Below are 20,165 nucleotides of genomic sequence, written 5' to 3' on the forward strand. Positions count from 1 at the left end.
CACCCGACAGGACCCGAATGTCACGGCTTCCGCAGCCGCCTGCCCCTGCCGTGCTGCAAGCGCACCTGCGCCGCACCGAGGACGTGGTGGCGGTGCACCGGGCAACCCGCCTGGTCCGCGTGTTCACGGCCAAGGGCTCCCACCCGCAACGCTGGAACACGTTCCGCTACACGGGCCCGCTCCCCCACGCCCGCTTCGACGCACAACAACCGGCCGACGACGGCTCCCCGGTGCAGGACCACGAGAACGGCGTCCTCTACTTCGGACTGTCCGTGCGCACCTCGATCGCCGAGGTCTTCCAAGCCACCTCGATCGTGGACCGCCGCACCCGCTCACCGTTCCTCGTGGTGCTGCGCCCACGCCGCACGTTGAGGCTGCTCGACCTGGGCGGCCTGTGGCCCACGCGCGTCGGTGCGTCGCAGGAGATCTCGACCGGCCCGAAGATCGTGACGCAGGCTTGGTCGCGGGCGATTCGGGCGGCTTATCCGGAGCTGGACGGCCTTTGGTACCGGTCGTCGATGGATTCCGGTGACCCGGCCATCTGCTTGTGGGACCCGCCTGGCGCGTCGGGGCTGCCCGCGGCGCCCGACGTGTTGCTGCCGCTGGACCATCCTGGGTTGGACCTGCCGTTGGCGCGGGTGTGCGAGGAGCTCAACTACACGCTGCTGGGGTGATCACCAGTGTCCGTAGAACCGCAGCTGCGGATCATTGACGACTGCGCCCTGCAGGTTCGCCAGGATCGCGGCAGCTTGTTCTCTCGCGCGGCAGGCGTCTTCGTGCCGACCCAACTCCTGGCACGCGTCGCTGATGTGGGACAGAGACTCGATCGTCCCCGGTCTGTTGCCGAGCCGCTGGTGCAGCACGAGTGCCTGCTGCGCGCTCTCCAAGGAGCGAGCGAACTCACCGAGGTGGGCGAAGATGTGACTGGCGCTGTTGTGCGCCTCCGCCTCTCCTGACTCGTCGGGAGGTGTCACGCCGCGATACAGCTCCAATGCCTTCGTCGTGGCGGCCAACGCTTCGGCGAAGAAGTGCAGCGCGGCGAGACAGCGCCCCCTCATCACGTACGACGACGCCAGCCACGGATCCTTCTCGTCCGCGGGATGCAGCTCGATGCAGAGCTCCGCGTGCTCCCAGGCGAGCTCGTGCTTCCCCTGCCTCGCGAACAACGTCGACAGCGCTTCCACGCAATGCGCCTGCTGCACGGGGTCGCCCGACTGCTTCGCGAACACCCACGCCTTCAGGAGCACGGACTCGGCCTCGTCCAGCAACGACAACCGGTAGAGCGCTCGTCCGAGTCCTCTGTGGACACGTGCTTGCGCGAGCCGGTCGCCGAGCCTGTCGACCGGGCCCAGCGCAGCCCGGTTCACCGACACGCGATCAAGCCAATGTCCTTGCTTGTCGAGGTAACTGCGCAACGCCAGCGCCAACTGCCAGGCATGCACGTCGAACCCCGCTGACGCCGCGTGGTCGACCAGACTCATCAGCACAACGTGCTCAGCAGCGAACCACTCATACGCTTCAACCGGAGTGAGGAAGCTCAGCGGTACAACCGCAGGATCCAGCGGTGGCAGGTCGATACTGATTCGATGCGTCACCAACGCTCGGTCAGCTGCCGACGCCGTGTGCAGGTAGAAGCCGAGCATCCGGCGCTGCGCGTCATCGTCGGTACCCGCCAGTTCGTGTGCGAACAGCCTCAGCAGGTCGTGAAACCGGAATCGCCCGGGCAGGTACTCCTCCAGCAACGAGGCGCTGATCAGTTCCCGCAGCAGCTTCTTGCACGCCGTCACCTGAAGACCTGCCAGAGCGGCGGCCGCGTGGATGCCGACGTCCGGCCCAGGATGCAGTCCGAGCAACCGGAACAACCTGGCCGCAGGTTCGCTCAACGCCCGCAGTGACCACGAGAAGACCGCGCGAACGCTGAGCTCGTCGTCGCCCAGGTCGAGGGCCTCGAGCCGGTCCGCACGCAGCTCGGCGATCAACTCGGAAATGGGGATGTGAGGCTGCAACGCCACGCGCGCCGCAACGATGGCCAGCGCGAGCGGCAGCCCGGCGCACAATTCGGCCACCTCGGCGAGCGCGGCAGGATCCACGGCACCGAGCCTTGACCGCAGCAACGCCGTTGCATCCGCTACCGAGAGGCGATCCAACCGCACCGGCCTGGCGTTGTGCTCCGCCACCAGGCCAGGCAGCTGGTTCCGGCTCGTGACCAGCACGAAGCTGGACATGGTGCCCGGCAGCAGAGGGCGCACCTGGTCCGCGTTGTTCACGTTGTCCAGCACGACCAGCAGACGGCGCTTCGCGATCTTGCTGCGGAACAACGCGGCCTGCGCGTCCAGACTCACTGGGATGGCATCCCTCGGAACACCGAGACCACCGAGGAATTCGTACACGGCTTCGGCGGCCGATCTCGGTTCGTGTTCCGGCTCGAACCCACGCATGTTCGCGTACAACTGGCCGTGCGGGAACTGGTCGGCCACGCGATGCGCCCAGTGCAGCGCCAACGCGGTCTTGCCAACCCCTGCGGTGCCGTTGAGCGCGGAGATCACGACGGTGCCCGAGCCGGCGAGGGACTCCAGTTCGGCCAACTCGTCGTGCCGGCCGCAGAAGTTGCCGACAGCGGCAGGCAGCTGACGTGGCACGATCGTGTCCGGCGGCAGCGGCGGGGGCCAGGTGCCGCAGGTTTGGGCGTGCACGCCCGCGCGGAACTCGGTGTTCTCCACCGGAACACCTTCACGTCCTGTGCGGCGGCACAACAGCGGCCGAACGGGTCAGGCCTCCGGTCCACCCGGGACTGACGACCCTGGTACGCCGATCGGCCGCCCGCCTAGCCTGAACGGGTGCGCTTCGCGATCGCCGGGGGCGGTGCAGCCGGGCTGGCTGTCGGCCTGGCAGTGGCACGCGCCGGCCACCAAGCAGTCGTGGTCGAACGCGACCCGGTGACAGCCCAGGACAGCCCAGAAGGCGCCTTCGACGTGGCCCGGAGAGGCATCCCGCACTTCCAGCAGCCCCACACCTTCCTGCCGCGCGGCCGCCAGGTCCTGCGCAGCCTCGCGCCGGACGTCGTCGACACGTTGCTCGACGTCGGCGCCGAGGAGCAGGACATAGCCGCGAAGCTGTCGGGCGAACGGCAACCTGGCGACGAGGATCTGGTCTACCTCTGGGTGCGGCGGCCGGTGATCGAATGGGCACTACGCCGCGCCGCAGCGGCCGAGCCCGGCGTCGAGCTGCTCGCAGGCAGGCACGTCACCGGTCTGATGCCCGGCCACGGCGGGCTGCTCCTCGACAACGAGGAGGCGATAGCCGCCGACGTCGTCGTGGACGCGCTGGGAAGGTACCGCTGCCCACCGAACTGGCCGCGCGCCAAAGCCGAACCGAGCGAGTGCGGCGCGATCTACTACTGCCGCTACTTCGCGCTCGCCGACGGCGCCGAGCACCTCACCGGGCCGTGGTTGCTCAACCCGCGCGGCGACCTCGGGTACATGGGGTTCAACACCTTCCGCGGAGACAACCGCACCTTCGCGGTGATCCTGCTGGTGCCCAGCGCGGACCACGAGCTGCGGGCGCTGAAGGACAACCAGGCGTGGATGGCGGCGGCCAGAGCCATCACGCCGCTGAACCAGATGACCTCACCGGACCACGCCCGGCCCATCACCGACGTGATGCCCATGGGCGGCCTGGCCAACATCGACCGCACCAAAGGCGTGCCGGGGCTTGTGCCCGTCGGCGATGCGTTGTGCCACACCGATCCTGCGTTCGCCTACGGGCTGTCGTTCGCGCTGGTGCACGCGCAGGCGCTCGCGAACGCCAGCGCTAGGCACACCACGCCGGAGGACCTCACCGAGGCCTACCTCGCCGATGTTGGTCCGGAGGCCCGCGAGCGCCACGCCGCAGCCGTGAAGACCGACGCGGCACGCACGGAAGCTTGGAGCGGCACGCCGGTCGACGTCAGCCGCCGCGACGGCTGCTATCCCCTGTTCGCCTTCGGGACGGCGCTGGCCGCGGCGCCGCACGACGACCTCGTGCTGCGCCGGACCGTTCGGCGCATCGGGCTGCTCGACCGGACCGAGGTCTTCGACGACGACAGCGACCTGCACGACCGCATCGAACGGATCTGGGCAGGGCTCAGCCGCACACGCTCGGGACCTCCGCGCGGGGATCTCCTCGAAGCAATTGCTCCGGAGCTGGTCAGGCCTTGAGGTAGCGGCCCCACCACTCCAGCACCGCGTCGAAGCGCTGCTTGCGGTGCCGCGGCTGGCCGGTGCGGGTCAGCTCGTGGCCCTCGCCCGGGAAGATCAGCATCTCCGCTTCGACGCCACGCCGTTTCAACGCAACGAACATGCGCTGGGCCTGCTCAAGCGGGCAACGCCAGTCCTGCTCGGAGTGCACGACGGCGAACGGCAGGTTGATCTTCTCCACGTAGGTCAGCGGTGACATCGCGCGCTGGGCTTCGGGATCGGTGCCGCAGTAGGCGTCAGCGAAGAAGTAGCCGATGTCCGAGGAGCCCGAGAACGAGTCCCACGCGTTGACGGCGCGCTCGCTCCAGGCGGCGCGGAAACGCTCGCCGTGGTGCGCGGACAGCCACGACGTCATGAAGCCGCCGTAGGAGCCACCCATCACGCCGACGCGCTCGGAGTCGCACTCAGGACGAGCAAGCGCAACGTCCAAAACGGACAGCACGTCGTCGACGTCGACCGTGCCGAACTTGCCGATGACCGCCTGACCATGGGCCTGGCCATAACCCGCAGAGCCGCGCGGGTTCGGCAGCACGACGGCGTAACCAGCCGACGCGTAAACCTGGGCCTCGTCGAAGAAACCCCAGCTGTGGTACATGAACGGCCCGCCGTGCACGGCCAGGACCACGGGATGCGGACCGTCACCCTCGGGCAACACCAACCAGCCGTGCACCGGGTAGCCGTCGGACGCGGAGCCGTTGAGCTCAACCACCTGGCGCGTCGGCACCGACGAAAAGTCCGTGCGCACACCGGTCTCGACGAAGAGAACCTGACCAGGACTGTCCGGAGTGGACACGACAGCCACGATCGAGGACCCGTCCGCGGCGAACGACTTGACCGCGACAGAACCACCGAGGAGCACCTCGCCAGGCCCACCGTCGAACGGAATCCGCTGCAGCTCCAACGCGCCACGGTTGCGCACGACGAGCAGCACACCGTCCGCATCCGCCACCGGCTGACCGGAAAGCCGTTCCACGTCAACGGTTTCCACATCGGTGAGCCGAACGGCGGCAGAACCGTCGAGCGGCGACCGCCACAGACCGTGGTTGCGCGCCACCGCGTCGATCCCGGTGAAGTCGGTGCCCAGCCAGTACAGGAAGGACCCGGCCACGAACGGCATCGAAACCTCGCCGGCACCGCGCACGAGCAGCGAAACTTCGCCACCGGCAGCAGGAACCGTGTAGAGCGAGGAGTGCAGGGTCTCGACCGCGCCGAGGTCGCGCGGCGCCACGAACACCAGCGTCGAGTCGTTGAGCCACGCCGGGTCGGAGACGTCGAACGACCCGTCGGTCACCTCGGAGACCGAGCCGGACAGGTCCACGACGTGCAGCCGCGGCCGGCGGTCGGCGAGGAAGCCGACGTCGTCGACGCGGTAGTCCAGGCGCGTGATGCGGCGCGGCGCCTCGGCCTCGGGACCGTCGTCGGTCGTGCCGTAGCGGCCGGCCTCCGGCACGCGGGCCACGAACGCGATCCGCGACGAGTCCGGCGACCACACCGGGGCACCGGCGCCGAGCGGCAGGTCGGTCAGCCGGCGCGGCTCGCCGCCGTCCACCGGGGCGACGTAGAGCTGCGGCTTGGACTTCTTGCCGGAAACCCGCAAGAACGCGACCGAACGACCATCCGGGGAAATGCGCTGCGCATTGTCACGATCACCGTGTGTCCACGGTGTTGTGGTGCCGTCCGGGAAGACCCGGTGCAGACCACCCCGGTAGGTGTTCGAGTCGAGATCGGGCGTGGCGATGCTGACCAGCACCAGGTCCCCGGACACGGCGACGGTTCCGGGCGTGGTGAGCAGCGGCAGGTCTTCGGGGCGCACGAGCAGGACGTTAACAGAGCTTGTTAGCAACGCTCAGAGTTGTTTGTTGACGGATCACAGAAATTGACTCACCGCTTAGATTTCCGCTTATGACGCGCATCGTGTTCTCTGGGGGCAGGGTCTTCACCGGCTCGACGACCGAGCCCGGCGACGTGGTGGTCGAGGGCGACCGCATCGTCGACGTGGGCATCGGACTCGACGGCGACGTCGTGGTCGACGCGACCGGCCACACGGTCCTGCCAGGGCTGTTCGACTGCCACGTGCACTTCATGTTCAGCGGCGCCGACCTGGTGCGGTCGCTGAACACGCCGTTCTCGCTGCCGTTCTACGAGGCGATCGGCAACATGAAAGCCACGCTCGAGTGCGGCATCACGACGGTCCGTGACGCGCTCGGCGCCGACCTCGGCGTCGCGGAGGCCGTGCGACGCGGCCTGGTGCAGGGGCCGCGCATGCAGATCGCGGTCAACATGGTCTCGCAGACCGGCGGCCACAACGACGACTGGATGCAGTGCGGCGCGCACATCTCGCCGCCGCTGCACCCCGGCCTGCCGAACACCGTCGCCGACGGTCCCGAGGAGCTGCGCAAGGTCATCCGCACGCTCGTCCGCCACGGCGCCGACATCATCAAGATCGCGTCCAGCGGCGGCGTGATGTCACCGCGCAGCAATCCTCGGCACGCGCACTTCCGCGACGAGGAGATCGCGATGATCGTGCAGGAGGCGAACGCGGCGGGCATCGCGGTCATGTCGCACGCGATGAGCGGCGACGGCATCCTCACCGCGGTGCGCAACGGTGTCCGGTCCATCGAGCACGGCGTGTTCCTCACCGACGAGGGCGTCGAGGAGATGCTCAAGAACGGCACTTGGCTCGTCCCGACGCTGATGGCACCGCGGATGGTGCTCGACCAGGCCGCGGCGGGCGTGGCGATCTCGGACGTGATCCTCGAGAAGGCGAAATCCGTTGTCTCGCAGCACTTCCAGGCGTTCCAGAGGGCGTACCAGGCGGGCGTGAAGATCGCGATGGGCACCGACTCCGGCGTCGGGCCGCACGGCGACAACCTCAACGAGCTCACGCTGATGGTCGAGTACGGCATGACGCCAGCCGAGGCGATCTACGCGACCACCACGTCGGCCGCCGAGCTGATGCGGCTCGGAAACGAGCTCGGCGAGCTCGCCACTGGCAAGCTCGCCGATCTCGTGCTCGTGGAGGGTGACGCCGAGCAGCACGTGAAGGCCGGAACGCTGAAGCAGGCCATCCGCGCCGTCTACCAGAACGGCGTCTCCGTGATGTAGCTAGTGGTTGGCGCCCACGTGCTTCGCGGAGTCCGGGTCGCGCCGCACCTTGAGGAGGCTGGCGATCGTCGTGATCGCCAGCACGCCGACGATCACCGACAGCGAGACCTCGATGCCGATGGTCGGCACGTGGAACGGCTCGCCGCCGTTGAGGAACCACAGGCTGTTCGTGTGCAGCGCTTCCAGGATCAGCTTCACGCCGATGAAGCCGAGGATCACCGAGAGGCCGATCGAGAGGTAGACCAGCTTCGCCAGCAGGCCACCGAGCAGGAAGTACAGCTGGCGCAGACCCATCAGCGCGAACGCGTTGGCCGTGAACACCAGGAACGGCTCCTTGGTGAGGCCGAAGATCGCGGGGATCGAGTCGAGCGCGAAGAGCAGGTCGGTGGAGCCGATCGCGACCATCACGATGAACATCGGGGTCACGAAGCGCCTGCCGTCGATCTTGATGAACGACTTGGAGCCGTGGAAGTCGGGCGTCACCGGGAAAACCTTGCGCACCATGCGCAGCATCAGGTTCTCCTTGTACTCCTCTTCCTCGTCGTGGTTCTCCCGCGCCAGCTGCCAGCCGGTGTAGATGAGGAACGCGCCGAAGATGAAGAACACCCAGCTGAACTGCGCGATGAGGGCCGCGCCGAGCGCGATGAAGATGCCGCGCATGACGAGGGCGAGCAGGATGCCGATCAGCAGCACCTTGTGCTGGTGGATCGCGGGCACCTTGAACGTCGTCATGATGATCAAGAAGATGAAGAGGTTGTCGACGCTCAGCGAGTACTCGGTGATGTACCCGGCGAAGAACTCCGTGGCGTACTGACCACCGGAGAAGTACCAGATGCCGAGCCCGAAGAGGGCGGCCATCGCCACGTAGAAGGTCACCCAGCGGGCGGCTTCACCGATCGTCACCTCATGGGGTTTTCGATCGACGATGACGAGGTCGACGGCGAGCAGAACGAGCAGACCTACGATCGTCGCGATCCACATCCATGCGGGGACGTTCACAACCCAACCTCCGGGATAATCAGCGCACGCCAAATGACCCGGAGGTCTCCTCCGCCGTTGAGATGATCTCTCGAACGACCGACGGCACCGGAAGCTCCACGCCGAGCTCCGTATTGACGACACCGCCGCTTAGGGAGTACTCCCCTCCATCCTGCGTGAATATTGTGCTCTACGAAGGGCGGTTAGCGCCACACAGGGTGAGCAGACCCACGCAACCTGGTGCAACGGGAATACGGAGCGTGTCGTTCGGGTTGTAACAGTCGCTACCTGAAGCTCGGCTGAAGATCGACTCTTGCTGAGACCAGGACCGCGATCCTGACAGGTCACTCTCAGCAAAACTCGCATATCGTTTTCACTGTGTCCCGCCTCTCCCGCCTTCGCGGCAGGTGGACGATCCCGGCATTGATCGTTGTCCTCGCCCTTGTCGCAGGTGGCGTGTACTTCACTCGATCCGGGGACGACCCCGTGGCCGTTCCCTTCAAAGAAGCGAACATCGACGCACCTGAGCGCCCCGACAGCACTCAGACGGTGACGATCGAGACGCGTCTTTACCTCCCCCAGCAGACGCCCGCGCCCGCGATCATGCTCGCGCACGGTTTCGGCGGCAGCCTCCGCAGCGTGCACACCCAGGCCGAGGAGTTCGCCCGGCGCGGCTTCGTGGTCCTGACGTGGTCCGCCCGCGGTTTCGGCCGCAGCACCGGCCAGATCGCGCTGAACTCGCTCGACCGCGAGGTCCGCGACGCCCAGAAGCTGCTCGACTTCCTCGGCACCCGCAACGAGGTGCAGAAGGACACCGGCGGCGACCCCCGCGTCGGCGTGACGGGCGCGTCGTACGGCGGCGCTCTCTCGTTGCTGCTCGCCGGCGTCGACAAGCGCGTCGACACCGTCGTCCCCGTCATCACCTACAACGACCTCGCGCAGTCGCTGCTGCCGAACTCCGCGCTGGCGACCCCGCGCGCGGACGCCACGCCGGCCGCCACCGCGTTCGGCGAGGACGGCGTCTTCAAGCGTTCGTGGGCGGGCATCTTCTTCTCGGCGGGCATGACGTCGATCGACCTGTCGTCGCCCACGGGCGAGGCGCCGGAGATGGGCCAGACCGAGTCTCAGCAACCCGCTCAGCAGCCGGGTGGCAACTCCGGGGCTGCGGGCCAGCCGCCGACGCCTTCGTTGGGCGCGTGCGGCCGCTTCACCCCCGAGGTGTGCGCCGCCTACACGGAGGTCGCCACGACGGGCCGCGCGTCGCAGCAAACGCTTGAGCTGCTGCGCAAGTCGTCCCCGGTCGCGGTGACCAACCAGATCAAGCAGCCGACGATGCTGGTGCAGGGCGAGCAGGACACGCTGTTCGGTCTCGACCAGTCGGACGCGACCGCGCGGCAGATCACCGAGGCCGGCGGCAAGGTGAAGATGGTCTGGTACGCGGGCGGCCACGACGGCGGCAACCCCGGCACGTCGTTGCGCGGCGAGATCGCCGACTGGATGGCGTTCCACCTGCAGGGCAAGGGAACCGACCCCGGCACCGGCTTCGAGTACACCGTGCAGGGCGCGTTCCGCTCGTCCGGCACCCCTTCGCTGCGCACGGTCGTCGCGCCCTCGTACCCCGGACTTTCCGGGTCGTCCGTTGAGCGCAAGACGGTGAAGCTGAGCGGACGCGAGCAGGTCGCGGTGAACCCGGCGGGCGGCAACCCGGCGGCGATCAGCAATCTGCCGGGCCTCGGTTCCGCTTTGTCGCGCTCGTCGGCGATCTCGTCGCGGCTGTCGATCGACCTGCCGGGCCAGGCCGCTGTCTTCACGTCGGACGCGCTGGACTCGCAGCTGCTGCTGACCGGTTCTTCCACCGTCCGCCTGCGGGTTGCCCGTGGTGACCAGTCGTCCGGCGAGGCGATCCTGTTCGCGAAGCTCTACGACGTTTCCGGGGACGGCACGCGGGTGCTGCCGGGCTCGGCGGTCGCACCGTTCCGCGTGGCGCTGCCGCCGGACGGTTCCGCTGCCGAGGTGACCGTGACGCTGCCTCCGGCCGTTCGTCCCGTCGAGAGCGAGCACAAGCTGGCTCTGGTCGTCTCGACGACGGACCAGGCGTTCGCGAACGCCGAACAGCCCGCCGCGTACCGGATCTCGCTGGCGTCCGACTCTCTGTCGGTGCCCGTCGTGCCCGGCCGCAACGTGACGACCGGCTTCCCGGTGTCCGCGCTGTGGGGCATCGTGATCGCGCTGCTGGTGCTCATCGGCGCCGGTGTCATCGCGATGTTCCGCCGCCGCCTGGCGCACGACTCGGATCCTTCTTTGGCGGACGTGCCGCTGGTGATCTCCGGTCTGACCAAGTCGTACCCCGGCGGCCTGACCGCGGTGAAGGACCTGTCGTTCCGCGTGGAGCACGGCCAGGTGCTCGGTTTGCTGGGCCCCAACGGCGCCGGCAAGACCACGACGCTGCGCATGGTGATGGGCCTGATCCACCCGTCCGACGGCCACATCAGGGTCTTCGGCCACAAGGTGACGCCCGGCGCGCCCGTGCTGTCGCGCATCGGCTCGTTCGTCGAGGGTTCCGGCTTCCTGCCGCACCTCTCCGGCGCGGCGAACCTGCGCCTGTACTGGGCGGCCACCGGTCGTCCGCTGGAGGAAGCCCACGTCGAGGAGGCCCTGGAGATCGCAGGCCTGGGCGACGCGGTGCACCGCCGCGTCCGCACGTACAGCCAGGGCATGCGGCAGCGCCTCGCGATCGCCCAGGCGATGCTCGGCCTCCCGGACCTGCTGATCCTGGACGAACCGACCAACGGCCTCGACCCGCCCCAGATCCACCAGATGCGCGAGGTCCTGCGCCGCTACGCAGCGGCCGGCCGCACGGTGCTGGTGTCGTCGCACCTGCTGGCCGAGGTGGAGCAGACCTGTTCGCACGTGGTCGTGATGCACAAGGGCCAGCTCGTCGCCGCGGGCGAGGTGGCCGACATCGCGGCGGGAGGCGGCGAGGCGACGTTCCGCGTCGACTCCCCCTCGAAGGCAGCCGATGTCCTGCGGAACCTCGAAGGCGTGCACGACGTGCACGAGGACGAGGACGCCGTGCACGCGTCGATGAACGGCGTCCCGCGCGCCGCAGCGCTGTCCGCTCTCGTGGCGGCCGGTGTGGCGGTGGACCAGGCGGGCCCGCGACGCAGGTTGGAAGACGCGTTCTTGGAGCTGGTCGGTGAATGACTTCCTGATGGCAGCGGCGTCCGCAACGGCGGACGCCCAGGCCGAGGCAGAGGTCCCCTCGTCGAGCGAGCGCACATCGCTCGTCGGCGAAGGGGGTCCCCTTGACTCAATTATCCCAGCCAGCACCGACATTTTCGGCGGGAAGCTCACCGCCAACCCGAACCGCACGAAGGCACCCACCCGGCAGGAGGTGAACCGGTGAACGCAGGAAACGCGCGGTGCACCGGTGACGCCGTGAACGCAGAGCAGGCTCTCGCAGGCGTCCCCTCTCCGAGTGAGCACACGCCACCCACCGGGCAAGGGGGACCCCAGGATTCATTCTCCCAGCCGGCACCGACAGTTTCGGCCGGGCAGCGTCGCGAACGGACCGTTCACGCCAGCGCTTCGCTCACGGCGAAAACCGTCCTCACCGCCAACCCGAACCGCACCAAGGCACCCACCCGGCAGGAGGTGAACCGGTGAACGAGCACGACGTCCACACCGACCCCGGCGCGATCACCGAGCTCACCGACGCCGCCGCCCACCAGCACACCGAGGTGGCCCCGGACGGGTCGGCCGTCGGCTACAAGGCGCGCAGAACGCTGCGAATCAGCGTCGAGCTGCAACGCCAGATCCGCCGCAGGAGGACCCAGCTCGTGCTGGGCTTCCTGGTGCTGCTGCCGTTCATCCTCGCCCTGAGCTTCGAGATCGGTCAGTCCGACCCGAACCGGCGCAGCGGCGGCTTCGTCGACCTGGCCACGGCGTCCGGCATCAACTTCGTGGTGCTCACGCTGTTCGTGAGCGGCAGCTTCCTGCTGCCGATGATCGTGGCGCTGTTCTTCGGCGACACGATCGCGTCCGAAGCGTCGTGGTCGAGCCTGAAGTACCTGCTGGCCGCGCCGATCCCGCGACACCGCCTGCTGCGCCAGAAAGCCATCAGCAGCGGCATCCTCAGCTTCTTCGCCCTGGCGCTGCTGCCGGCGGTGGCGCTGGCGGTGGGCGTCGTCTGGTACGGCGCGGGCGAGGTCGTGAGCCCGACCGGCGAGGCGGCGCCGTTCGCCGACGGCGTGCTCGGCGTCGCGCTCGCGGTCTGCTACATCGCGATCAACCTGTTCTGGGTCGCGGGGCTGGCGCTGTTCCTGTCCGTGTCCACCGACGCGCCGCTCGGTGCGGTCGGCGGCACGGTGCTCGTCTCGATCCTGTCGCAGATCCTCGACCAGATCGAGCCGCTCGGGGACCTGCGCAACTACCTGCCGACGCACTACGCGATGTCGTGGGCCGATCTGCTCTCGACCGATGTGGACTGGTCGGAGATGACCCGCGGCACGTTCTCCGCGCTCGTCTACGGCGGCATCTTCACGTTGCTCGCGGCGCGCCGGTTCAAGACGAAGGACGTCACCAGCTAGGCCTGGATGCAGAACTCGTTGCCTTCAGGGTCGAGCATGACGACCCAGTGGCCCATCGGCCCCTGGTCGAACTCCTGGACCTTGGTCGCACCACGGGCAACGAGCCGATCAACGGCCTCGAGACCCGCGTTCACGTCGAGGTGGACGCGGTTCTTGGCCGTCTTGCCCTCCGGCACGCGCTGGAAGAAGAACCGCGGGCCCTTGCCGTCTGGATCGATGATCGCCGAGTAGTCGTTCCACCTGTCCGGCGGAATGTTGTTCGCCTTGGCGAACGCCTCCCACGAGTCGAAGCCGGGAGGCGGCGGCTGCACCACGTAACCGAGCGCCTCCGCCCAGAACTCAGCCAGCTTGCCGGGGTCCGCCGCGTCGAACGAAACCTGGATTTCGGTAGCCATGTGGCCACCGTAGAAGCCAATGCGGACAACCACTGTCCGGAGTAGCGTGCCGTCTCATGTCACGTCCTGTGCACTTCGAGATCCACGCCGCAGATCCCGATCGCGCGCGGCGCTTCTACTCCTCCGTCTTCGGCTGGAAGATCGAGCAGTGGGGCGACGCGCCCTACTGGGTCATCACCACCGGCGACGACGACCAGCCCGGCGTCAACGGCGGACTGCTGCCCCGCCAGGGTCCCGACCCCGCGCCCGACGCACCCGTCCACGGCTTCGTCATGACGATCAGCGTCGTCGACATCGACGCCACCATCGCGGCCATCGACGTCAACGGCGGCACGGTGGCGCTGCCCAAGGACAAGATGCCCGGCGTCGGCCTGCTCGCCTACTACAAGGACACCGAAGGCAACATCTTCGGCATCCTGCAGCCAGAAGAAGGCTAAGGGCGCTTCTTCTTCGGCAACCGCGCGACGACGGCCTCGTAGGAACTGTCCACCAGCTCCAGCAGGTCGTCGTCGGGCACCGATCCCTTGAGCGCGATGGTGTTCCAGCCGTAGCGCCCCACGTAGCCGCTCACCGTGATGTCGTAGGGGAAGCGCTCCCGCCACGGCGCGGCGGCCTCGGCGTCCGCCCCGCACTTGAGCCCCACGGTGTGCTCGTCGAGGCCGATGAACGCGAACGCCTTGCCTCCCACCTTGCACACCAGCTCGGCGTCGCCCCACGGATACGTCTCCTCCGCGCCCGGCTTCCCCGCGCAGTAGGCGATCAGATCGTCCAGTGTCACAACAGGATTATCGCGCGCCGAAGACCGCGACGAAACGTGTGAGCAACTCCGCGAACACCACGCGCTCCTCATCACTCCAGTCGGCCATGGCCGTCGCGCACGCCGCCTGCCGCGCCCGGTGCAGCTCGGCCGACGTCGCACGTCCCCGCGGCGTGCGGACGAGCAGCACGCGCCGCCCGTCCGCCTTGTCCGCAACCCGCGACACCAGCCCGGCATCGACCGCGCTCGTGACGAGTTTGCTGGCCCGCGGCTGATCCACGTGCAACGCCGACGCCACACTGGACACCGTCGCCTGCGTGCCGGTCCGCTCGGCTGTCTCCACGACGTCGAGCACGTCGAACGCCGGTACGGCCAGTTCGGCAAGTGCTCGGCGTGACTGACTGCGCCGCATCGCGATCAGCGCCTGCTCCACCGCGGCGAGGTGGGAGTCCACATCCACCGGGCGATCATGTCCGTTCTGCGCCCTGACGAAAGGTGTCAGCCGACATCTCACCCCAGAGGGCGATTTACGCCGTAGGCGCGCATGGTCATCTGCTCCACGGAGTTACCCGCCGCATCCACCGCCTTCACTTTGAGCGACACGAACTCGACCCCGTCCGGATGCCTGACGAGCGCCTTCCACCGCGCCTTCGCCCCCACCACCGGCACGCTCCGCCAGGTCGCCCCGTCGTCCACCGACGCCTGCACCGCCACGCTCCGCACCGCCGCCGCACCGGCCGACCCGGCTTGCGGCGTGACGCTGATGTCCAACGGGAACACCGCACACCCCGCCGGCGCGCGGTTGAGGTCGTCGAACGGCCCGCTGATCCGCAACGTCGGCACCGGCAGGTAGACCTGCGCGTCCGTCTTGGCGGAACCGAACGTGAAGCGGGTAGCCACCTTGGGCGCGAACGGCGTCCACTTGGGGCTGCGCTGCGCCTCCACGTCCAGCACGTACCGCGTCGGCGCCTCCGGCAGGTCCCGGAAGTTCGCCCACACCCCCTGGTTGTCCGCGAGCACCTTACCGTCCACAGTGGACAACTTCGTCCGCGCCGTGACGTACGGCCCACCGAACACGAGCTCGTCCGACGCGTTCGGCTCACCTGGTGCGAACGGCCAATGCTGCACGTACCCGCCGTTGTTCGGATACCGCACCAGCCCGTGGAAGCCGCGCAGGTTCAGATCGGTGGTCACCACAACGCTGTTCCACGACCGCTCAGCACGCTCCCCAGCCACGAACACCGGCCGCCCAGCACTGATGTGCCCGTCGAACCCGAGACCGGGCTGCGACTGCGGCCGCTGAAAGAAGTCCATGACCCACTTGACGTCCGGCCGCCCGGTGAAATGCTCGACCCGCCGCTGCGGAATCGGCAGGTCGAACACGACCCCGAACGTGACGCTCTGCCCCTTCACGTAAAACGGCGTGGACGACCGCGACCCGATCGCCGGCGCCCCCTGCGCCCGATACCGCACCTTCTCCTCGTAAAGCTCCCGATCCCGAACCCTCGGCGTCAGCACAACCGGAATCCCACCCGCGTGCGGCGACGCCACGAAGTACTCGTGCCCGCCCTCACCCCAGATCTGGAACGTCCCGAAGTTGAAGTACCCGGCATCAGCCTCGACCGGCACCGCGAACACCCGATCCTGCGACCGCGTGGACACCCCGGTCTGCACCCGGCCGCCGCCGGCCTGATAAACCGCGTCCACCCCGAGATACTTGCGCGCGACCTGCCGATCAAGCCGCACCCCGACCTCTTTCCCTTGCCGCGCATCAACAGTCACGGCAGTGGCCCGATCCAAACTGATCTTCCCGGTACTCGCCCACGTGTACTCGCGATCCCCGCGCACCAACACGTCGACGGAGTAGCTGCCCTTGACCAACCGCAGCTTCGTCACCCCGTCAACCGGCCGCTCAAAGTCCACGCTGTCCCCGCTGCCGAGCTCCAACGCACTGACCTCGGCATCGGCCGGCCTCCCGTCCCGCCCGACGACAGTCACCGCCAACTCGTACATCTCCGGCTCAGCCGTGAACCCGACCGCAACGACGCTGTCCCCCACCACAACCCGCGCCCCGCCGGACCCGACCGCAACCTTCGCCGGATCCAACGCAACCGCAACCTCAGCACTCCCATTACCAGGAACCGTGATCCGCGAGTCCCCCACCGCGACCGCCGCATGATCCACACTCACCGGCACCGTGACGTCTTCCGCCGAAACGTTCCGGTAGATCACCTTCTTGGTGATCGGCGGCAACTGCACGTGCGGAAATCTCAACACCCCAAAACTCAAGCTGGACACAGCAGGCACAACAACGTTCGCCACCGCCTTGGCCACATCCAGCCGCCCGCTCCCCTCCTCGTACACACCCCGCCCAACCGACCGAGCCGCCCCAGTGAGCGCAGCCTTCAACTCCTTGCCAGACCACTCGGGATGCGCCTGCTTGACCAACGCCGCCGCCCCAGCAACGTGCGGCGCAGGAGCCACCAGATCAGGCTTGACGGCAAAATCCCCAACCCGAGGCCCCCGACTGGAAACCCGGCTCAGCCGATCAGCCTTGCTGACACTCCCCGCAGCCAACGCCGCCCCAGCCGCAGCCGGACTGCCAACCGACCCAATCTCCCCCTCATTGCCCGCCGCAACAACGAACAACGTCCCGTGCTGCTCGGAAAGACGATCAACGGCAAGAGACAGGGGATCCGTGCCGTCACTCGCCAAACCGCCAAGACTGAGGTTGACCACCCCAGCCCGCGGCGCAGCCCACTCCATAGCCGCCAAGACCGCCGACTCGTCACAGGTGTCCTCCTCACACACCTTCCCGACGAGCAACCGCGCATCCTTGGCAACACCCCCAAACTCCCCATCACCAACAACAGTCGCCGCAACATGCGTCCCGTGCCCGAACGTGTCCTTCACCCCACTACCGGTGAAGTCCTTGGCCTCCAACACCTTCCCGCGCAAATCCGGATGCTCGGGGTCGTACCCGCCATCCAGCACGGCCACCACGACCCCACGCCCGCCAAGCCCTAACTCCCACGCCTTCGGCGCCCCAACCTGCGCAAAACTCTCCGCATCCAACAACCGGAGCCGCCCGTCGAGCCACACCTTCCCGATCCCGGGATCGCTCTTGATGCCCTCCCACTCACCCCCGAGCGCACTCTTGGCGGGCGCTTGAGCGGTGCGATCAACGATCAACGGCAACGTGTCCCGGCTGCCGTCGTCCCTCCCTTGCTCAATGAGCCCGGTGACGTCGAACAACCGCTTGTCGACCTTGCCGTTGCGAACCAACGGCACCGCATCCTCCGGCACCACGAGAACATGCCCCTTGGCCGTACGCCGCTGATGAAACAGCACACCGTCACGCCCAGGTCCAGGCATGATCGTGACCTGATCCCCTTGCACAGCAACACGATCCCCGGACACGAGCGTGACGACCTTGGGAGCTGCCAGACGCGGGCCGCGGGACGGCAGTCGCTCAGCACCCGCCTCCAAGGGAACCAGCACAGTCCCGGCGAACGCGACAACCACAGCACCTATCGCCACCCCGCGCAGCATGAAGCCTCCCGCCCGCAACCGATCCGGCAGCGCAGCGGCGAGTGCGCGAGATCGACAGTGGCCGGGAAACCGTTTGCCGTCAAGCGCCACCCGGCCTACAGCCGAGGATGGAGCGAAGGCGGGGGTGGAAGCGAAGGCGAAGACGAGCTGCTTGAACGCTTGAAACGCGGTGCGGGCGGACCGCACCACCCACGCAACAGGAACATGCCCAAGCAACTGGGGAACGCTACGAAACCGGAACCCCAAGCACGCAAGGCGACCCCGCACGGACAACAACCCGCCAGCCGCCAACGAAACAGGGGGACGACCTACGCAACCGGCGCGCAGGACGCCGAAGGCGACCCAACAAGGAGCCACAACAGCGACTCAAACCTCACTTAACCCCAGCCGCATCCATCCCCCGCAACTCCTTCTTCAAATCCTGAATCTCATCCCGCAACCGAGCCGCCAACTCGAACTGCAGATCCCGAGCCGCGTTCATCATCTGATCAGTCAACGACTGCACCAGATCAGCAAGCTCCGACCGAGCCATCCCGGCCCGCTCATGCGAAGCCACCACCCCAGAAGACCGACCACCCTCGCCGGTAGCCCGCTTCCCCCGAGACTGGTTCCGCCCAGACCCACCAACCGGAACCTCGTCCTCGACCTCGGAGTACACCGCCTCCAGAATGTCGGTGATCTTCTTCCGCAACGGCTGCGGATCAATCCCGCGCGAGGTGTTGTAGGCGACCTGCTTCTCGCGCCGCCGGTTGGTCTCCTCGATCGCGTGCCGCATCGAGTCGGTGATCTTGTCCGCGTACATGTGGACCTCACCGGACACGTTACGAGCCGCACGACCGATCGTCTGCACCAGCGAAGTGCCGGACCGCAGGAACCCTTCCTTGTCCGCGTCGAGGATCGCCACCAGCGACACCTCGGGCAGGTCGAGGCCCTCCCGCAGCAGGTTGATGCCGATCAGCACGTCGAACTCACCGAGCCGCAACTGCCGCAGCAGCTCGACTCGCCGCAACGTGTCGACCTCGGAGTGCAGGTACCGGACGCGGATCCCCAGCTCCAGCAGGTAGTCCGTGAGGTCCTCGGCCATCTTCTTGGTCAGCGTGGTGACCAGGACGCGCTCGTCCCGCTCCGCCCGCTCCCGGATCGAGTGCACCAGATCGTCGATCTGCCCCTCGGTCGGCTTCACGACGACCTCGGGGTCGACCAGGCCGGTAGGCCGAATCACCTGCTCGACGAACTCACCGCCGGACTGCCCGAGCTCGTACGGGCCTGGCGTCGCCGACAGGTACACGACCTGGCCGATCCGGTCGGCGAACTCCTCCCAGGTCAGCGGGCGGTTGTCGAGCGCGGAGGGGAGGCGGAAGCCGTGTTCGACGAGGTTGCGCTTGCGGGAGGCGTCGCCCTCGTACATGCCGCCGATCTGCGGCACCGTCACGTGCGACTCGTCGATGACCATCAGGAAGTCGTCGGGGAAGTAGTCGAGCAGCGTGGCCGGCGCGGTGCCGGCGCCGCGGCCGTCGATGTGGCGGGAGTAGTTCTCGATGCCGTTGCAGAAGCCGACCTGGCGCATCATCTCGATGTCGTAGGACGTGCGCATGCGCAGGCGCTGGGCTTCGAGCAGCTTGCCCTGCCGTTCCATCTGGGCGAGCGTCGTCTCCAGCTCGGCCTCGATGTCGCGGATGGCGCGCTCCATGCGCTCCGGGCCCGCCACGTAGTGGGTGGCGGGGAAGATCCGGAGGTCGGAGACCTCGCGGACGACGTCGCCCGTCAGCGGGTGCAGGTAGTAGAGCTTGTCGATCTCGTCGCCGAAGAACTCGACGCGGACCGCGAGCTCCTCGTAGGACGGGATGATCTCCACCGTGTCGCCGCGCACCCGGAACGAGCCGCGGGTGAACGACATGTCGTTGCGGTTGTACTGGACGTCGACCAGCAGGCGCAGGAACGCGTCGCGGTCGACCTCCACGCCCGTCTCCAGCCGGATCGAGCGGTCGAGGTACGACTGGGGCGTGCCCAGGCCGTAGATGCACGACACCGAGGCGACCACGATCACGTCGCGGCGGGTCAGCAGCGACATGGTGGCCGAGTGGCGGAGGCGCTCCACGTCCTCGTTGATCGAGGAGTCCTTCTCGATGTACGTGTCCGTCTGCGGGATGTACGCCTCTGGCTGGTAGTAGTCGTAGTAGCTGACGAAGTACTCCACCGCGTTGTGCGGGAAGAGCTCCTTCAGCTCGTTCGCCAGCTGGGCGGCCAGGGTCTTGTTCGGCGCCATGACCAGCGTGGGGCGCTGCAGCCGTTCGACCAGCCAGGCCGTGGTCGCCGACTTGCCGGTACCCGTGGCGCCGAGCAGCACCACGTCGCGCTCGCCGGTGCGGACGCGGCGTTCCAGCTCGTCGATGGCCGCGGGCTGGTCGCCGGCCGGCTGGTACTCGCTGACCACGCGGAACTGCCCGTCGGTGCGGACGATGTCGCCGACGGGACGGTGCTCGGAGTGCGCCTTGACGGTGCTCTCCTCTGGCGGGAGCTCGGTTGCGAAAGCCACGGGAAGCACGTTACGCCG

15 protein-coding genes and 1 pseudogene are annotated in these 20,165 nt (G+C 67.9%); 7 read left to right on the forward strand and 9 right to left on the reverse strand.

Features of this window, described 5'->3' with window-relative positions; all coding sequences use genetic code 11:
* Positions 1 to 17: 17 nt before the first annotated feature.
* Complete coding sequence (locus DI276_RS37415; protein ID WP_093596775.1) at positions 18 to 674, forward strand: RES family NAD+ phosphorylase; 657 nt, start codon at positions 18 to 20, stop codon at positions 672 to 674.
* Here DI276_RS37415 and DI276_RS37420 read toward each other — a convergent pair whose 3' ends face one another.
* On the reverse strand, positions 675 to 2,720 hold the full coding sequence (locus tag DI276_RS37420; RefSeq protein ID WP_112272616.1) for an ATP-binding protein: 2,046 nt from the start codon (positions 2,718 to 2,720) through the stop codon (positions 675 to 677).
* Positions 2,721 to 2,837: 117 nt separating this feature from the next.
* Here DI276_RS37420 and DI276_RS37425 point away from each other — a divergent pair, with 117 nt between their 5' ends.
* The gene (locus DI276_RS37425) at positions 2,838 to 4,196 is read left to right on the forward strand and encodes an FAD-binding protein (protein WP_112272618.1); all 1,359 of its coding nucleotides are present in this window, start codon (positions 2,838 to 2,840) and stop codon (positions 4,194 to 4,196) included.
* Here DI276_RS37425 and DI276_RS37430 read toward each other — a convergent pair.
* Positions 4,186 to 6,048 (reverse strand): S9 family peptidase, encoded by a 1,863-nt coding sequence (locus DI276_RS37430; RefSeq protein WP_112272620.1) that lies wholly within the window; start codon positions 6,046 to 6,048, stop codon positions 4,186 to 4,188. The two genes, DI276_RS37425 and DI276_RS37430, sit on opposite strands and share 11 nt — an antisense overlap.
* 89 nt (positions 6,049 to 6,137) lie before the next feature.
* Here DI276_RS37430 and DI276_RS37435 point away from each other — a divergent pair, with 89 nt between their 5' ends.
* The gene (locus DI276_RS37435; protein WP_112272622.1) at positions 6,138 to 7,340 is read left to right on the forward strand and encodes a metal-dependent hydrolase family protein; all 1,203 of its coding nucleotides are present in this window, start codon (positions 6,138 to 6,140) and stop codon (positions 7,338 to 7,340) included.
* On the opposite strand, the gene DI276_RS37440 is transcribed toward DI276_RS37435, so the two are convergent.
* The gene (locus DI276_RS37440) at positions 7,341 to 8,339 is read right to left on the reverse strand and encodes a TerC family protein (protein WP_112272624.1); all 999 of its coding nucleotides are present in this window, start codon (positions 8,337 to 8,339) and stop codon (positions 7,341 to 7,343) included.
* Positions 8,340 to 8,696: 357 nt separating this feature from the next.
* Here DI276_RS37440 and DI276_RS37445 point away from each other — a divergent pair, with 357 nt between their 5' ends.
* From DI276_RS37445 to DI276_RS37455, 3 genes are all read left to right on the forward strand, one after another.
* Positions 8,697 to 11,522, forward strand: coding sequence for an alpha/beta fold hydrolase (locus tag DI276_RS37445; protein WP_112272626.1), 2,826 nt, complete (start codon positions 8,697 to 8,699; stop codon positions 11,520 to 11,522).
* Positions 11,515 to 11,724 (forward strand): hypothetical protein, encoded by a 210-nt coding sequence (locus DI276_RS37450; RefSeq protein ID WP_157985185.1) that lies wholly within the window; start codon positions 11,515 to 11,517, stop codon positions 11,722 to 11,724. Before DI276_RS37445 ends, DI276_RS37450 begins: the two co-directional genes overlap by 8 nt.
* A gap of 256 nt (positions 11,725 to 11,980) precedes the next feature.
* A complete protein-coding gene (locus DI276_RS37455; protein ID WP_112272630.1) occupies positions 11,981 to 12,907 on the forward strand; it encodes an ABC transporter permease in 927 nt (308 codons plus the stop codon).
* On the opposite strand, the gene DI276_RS37460 is transcribed toward DI276_RS37455, so the two are convergent.
* Positions 12,904 to 13,302: a VOC family protein gene (locus DI276_RS37460; protein WP_112273407.1), complete on the reverse strand. Its 399-nt coding sequence runs from the start codon at positions 13,300 to 13,302 to the stop codon at positions 12,904 to 12,906. The two genes, DI276_RS37455 and DI276_RS37460, sit on opposite strands and share 4 nt — an antisense overlap.
* Positions 13,303 to 13,358: 56 nt before the next feature.
* Between DI276_RS37460 and DI276_RS37465 the strand changes: the two genes are divergently transcribed.
* On the forward strand, positions 13,359 to 13,739 hold the full coding sequence (locus DI276_RS37465) for a VOC family protein (protein ID WP_112272632.1): 381 nt from the start codon (positions 13,359 to 13,361) through the stop codon (positions 13,737 to 13,739).
* Here the strand turns inward: DI276_RS37465 and DI276_RS37470 are convergent.
* The 5 genes and pseudogenes from DI276_RS37470 to uvrB form a co-directional block, all read right to left on the reverse strand.
* A complete protein-coding gene (locus tag DI276_RS37470) occupies positions 13,736 to 14,080 on the reverse strand; it encodes an MmcQ/YjbR family DNA-binding protein (protein ID WP_112272634.1) in 345 nt (114 codons plus the stop codon). The two genes, DI276_RS37465 and DI276_RS37470, sit on opposite strands and share 4 nt — an antisense overlap.
* A gap of 7 nt (positions 14,081 to 14,087) precedes the next feature.
* Positions 14,088 to 14,519 carry a MarR family winged helix-turn-helix transcriptional regulator gene (locus DI276_RS37475; protein ID WP_332874736.1) on the reverse strand — a complete coding sequence of 144 codons (432 nt, stop codon included), beginning with the start codon at positions 14,517 to 14,519 and terminating at the stop codon, positions 14,088 to 14,090.
* Positions 14,520 to 14,569: 50 nt separating this feature from the next.
* Positions 14,570 to 16,318, reverse strand: coding sequence for a molybdopterin-binding protein (locus tag DI276_RS52685; RefSeq protein WP_232837195.1), 1,749 nt, complete (start codon positions 16,316 to 16,318; stop codon positions 14,570 to 14,572).
* 126 nt (positions 16,319 to 16,444) lie between these two features.
* A pseudogene (locus DI276_RS53505) lies at positions 16,445 to 17,611 on the reverse strand (S8 family serine peptidase); the annotation flags it as partial.
* A gap of 373 nt (positions 17,612 to 17,984) precedes the next feature.
* Positions 17,985 to 20,147, reverse strand: a complete 2,163-nt coding sequence (gene uvrB, locus DI276_RS37485) for an excinuclease ABC subunit UvrB (protein ID WP_198681160.1) — start codon at positions 20,145 to 20,147, stop codon at positions 17,985 to 17,987.
* Positions 20,148 to 20,165: the final 18 nt, after the last annotated feature.

This window comes from Lentzea terrae (assembly GCF_003265345.1).
In the GTDB taxonomy this organism is placed as follows: domain Bacteria; phylum Actinomycetota; class Actinomycetes; order Mycobacteriales; family Pseudonocardiaceae; genus Lentzea; species Lentzea terrae.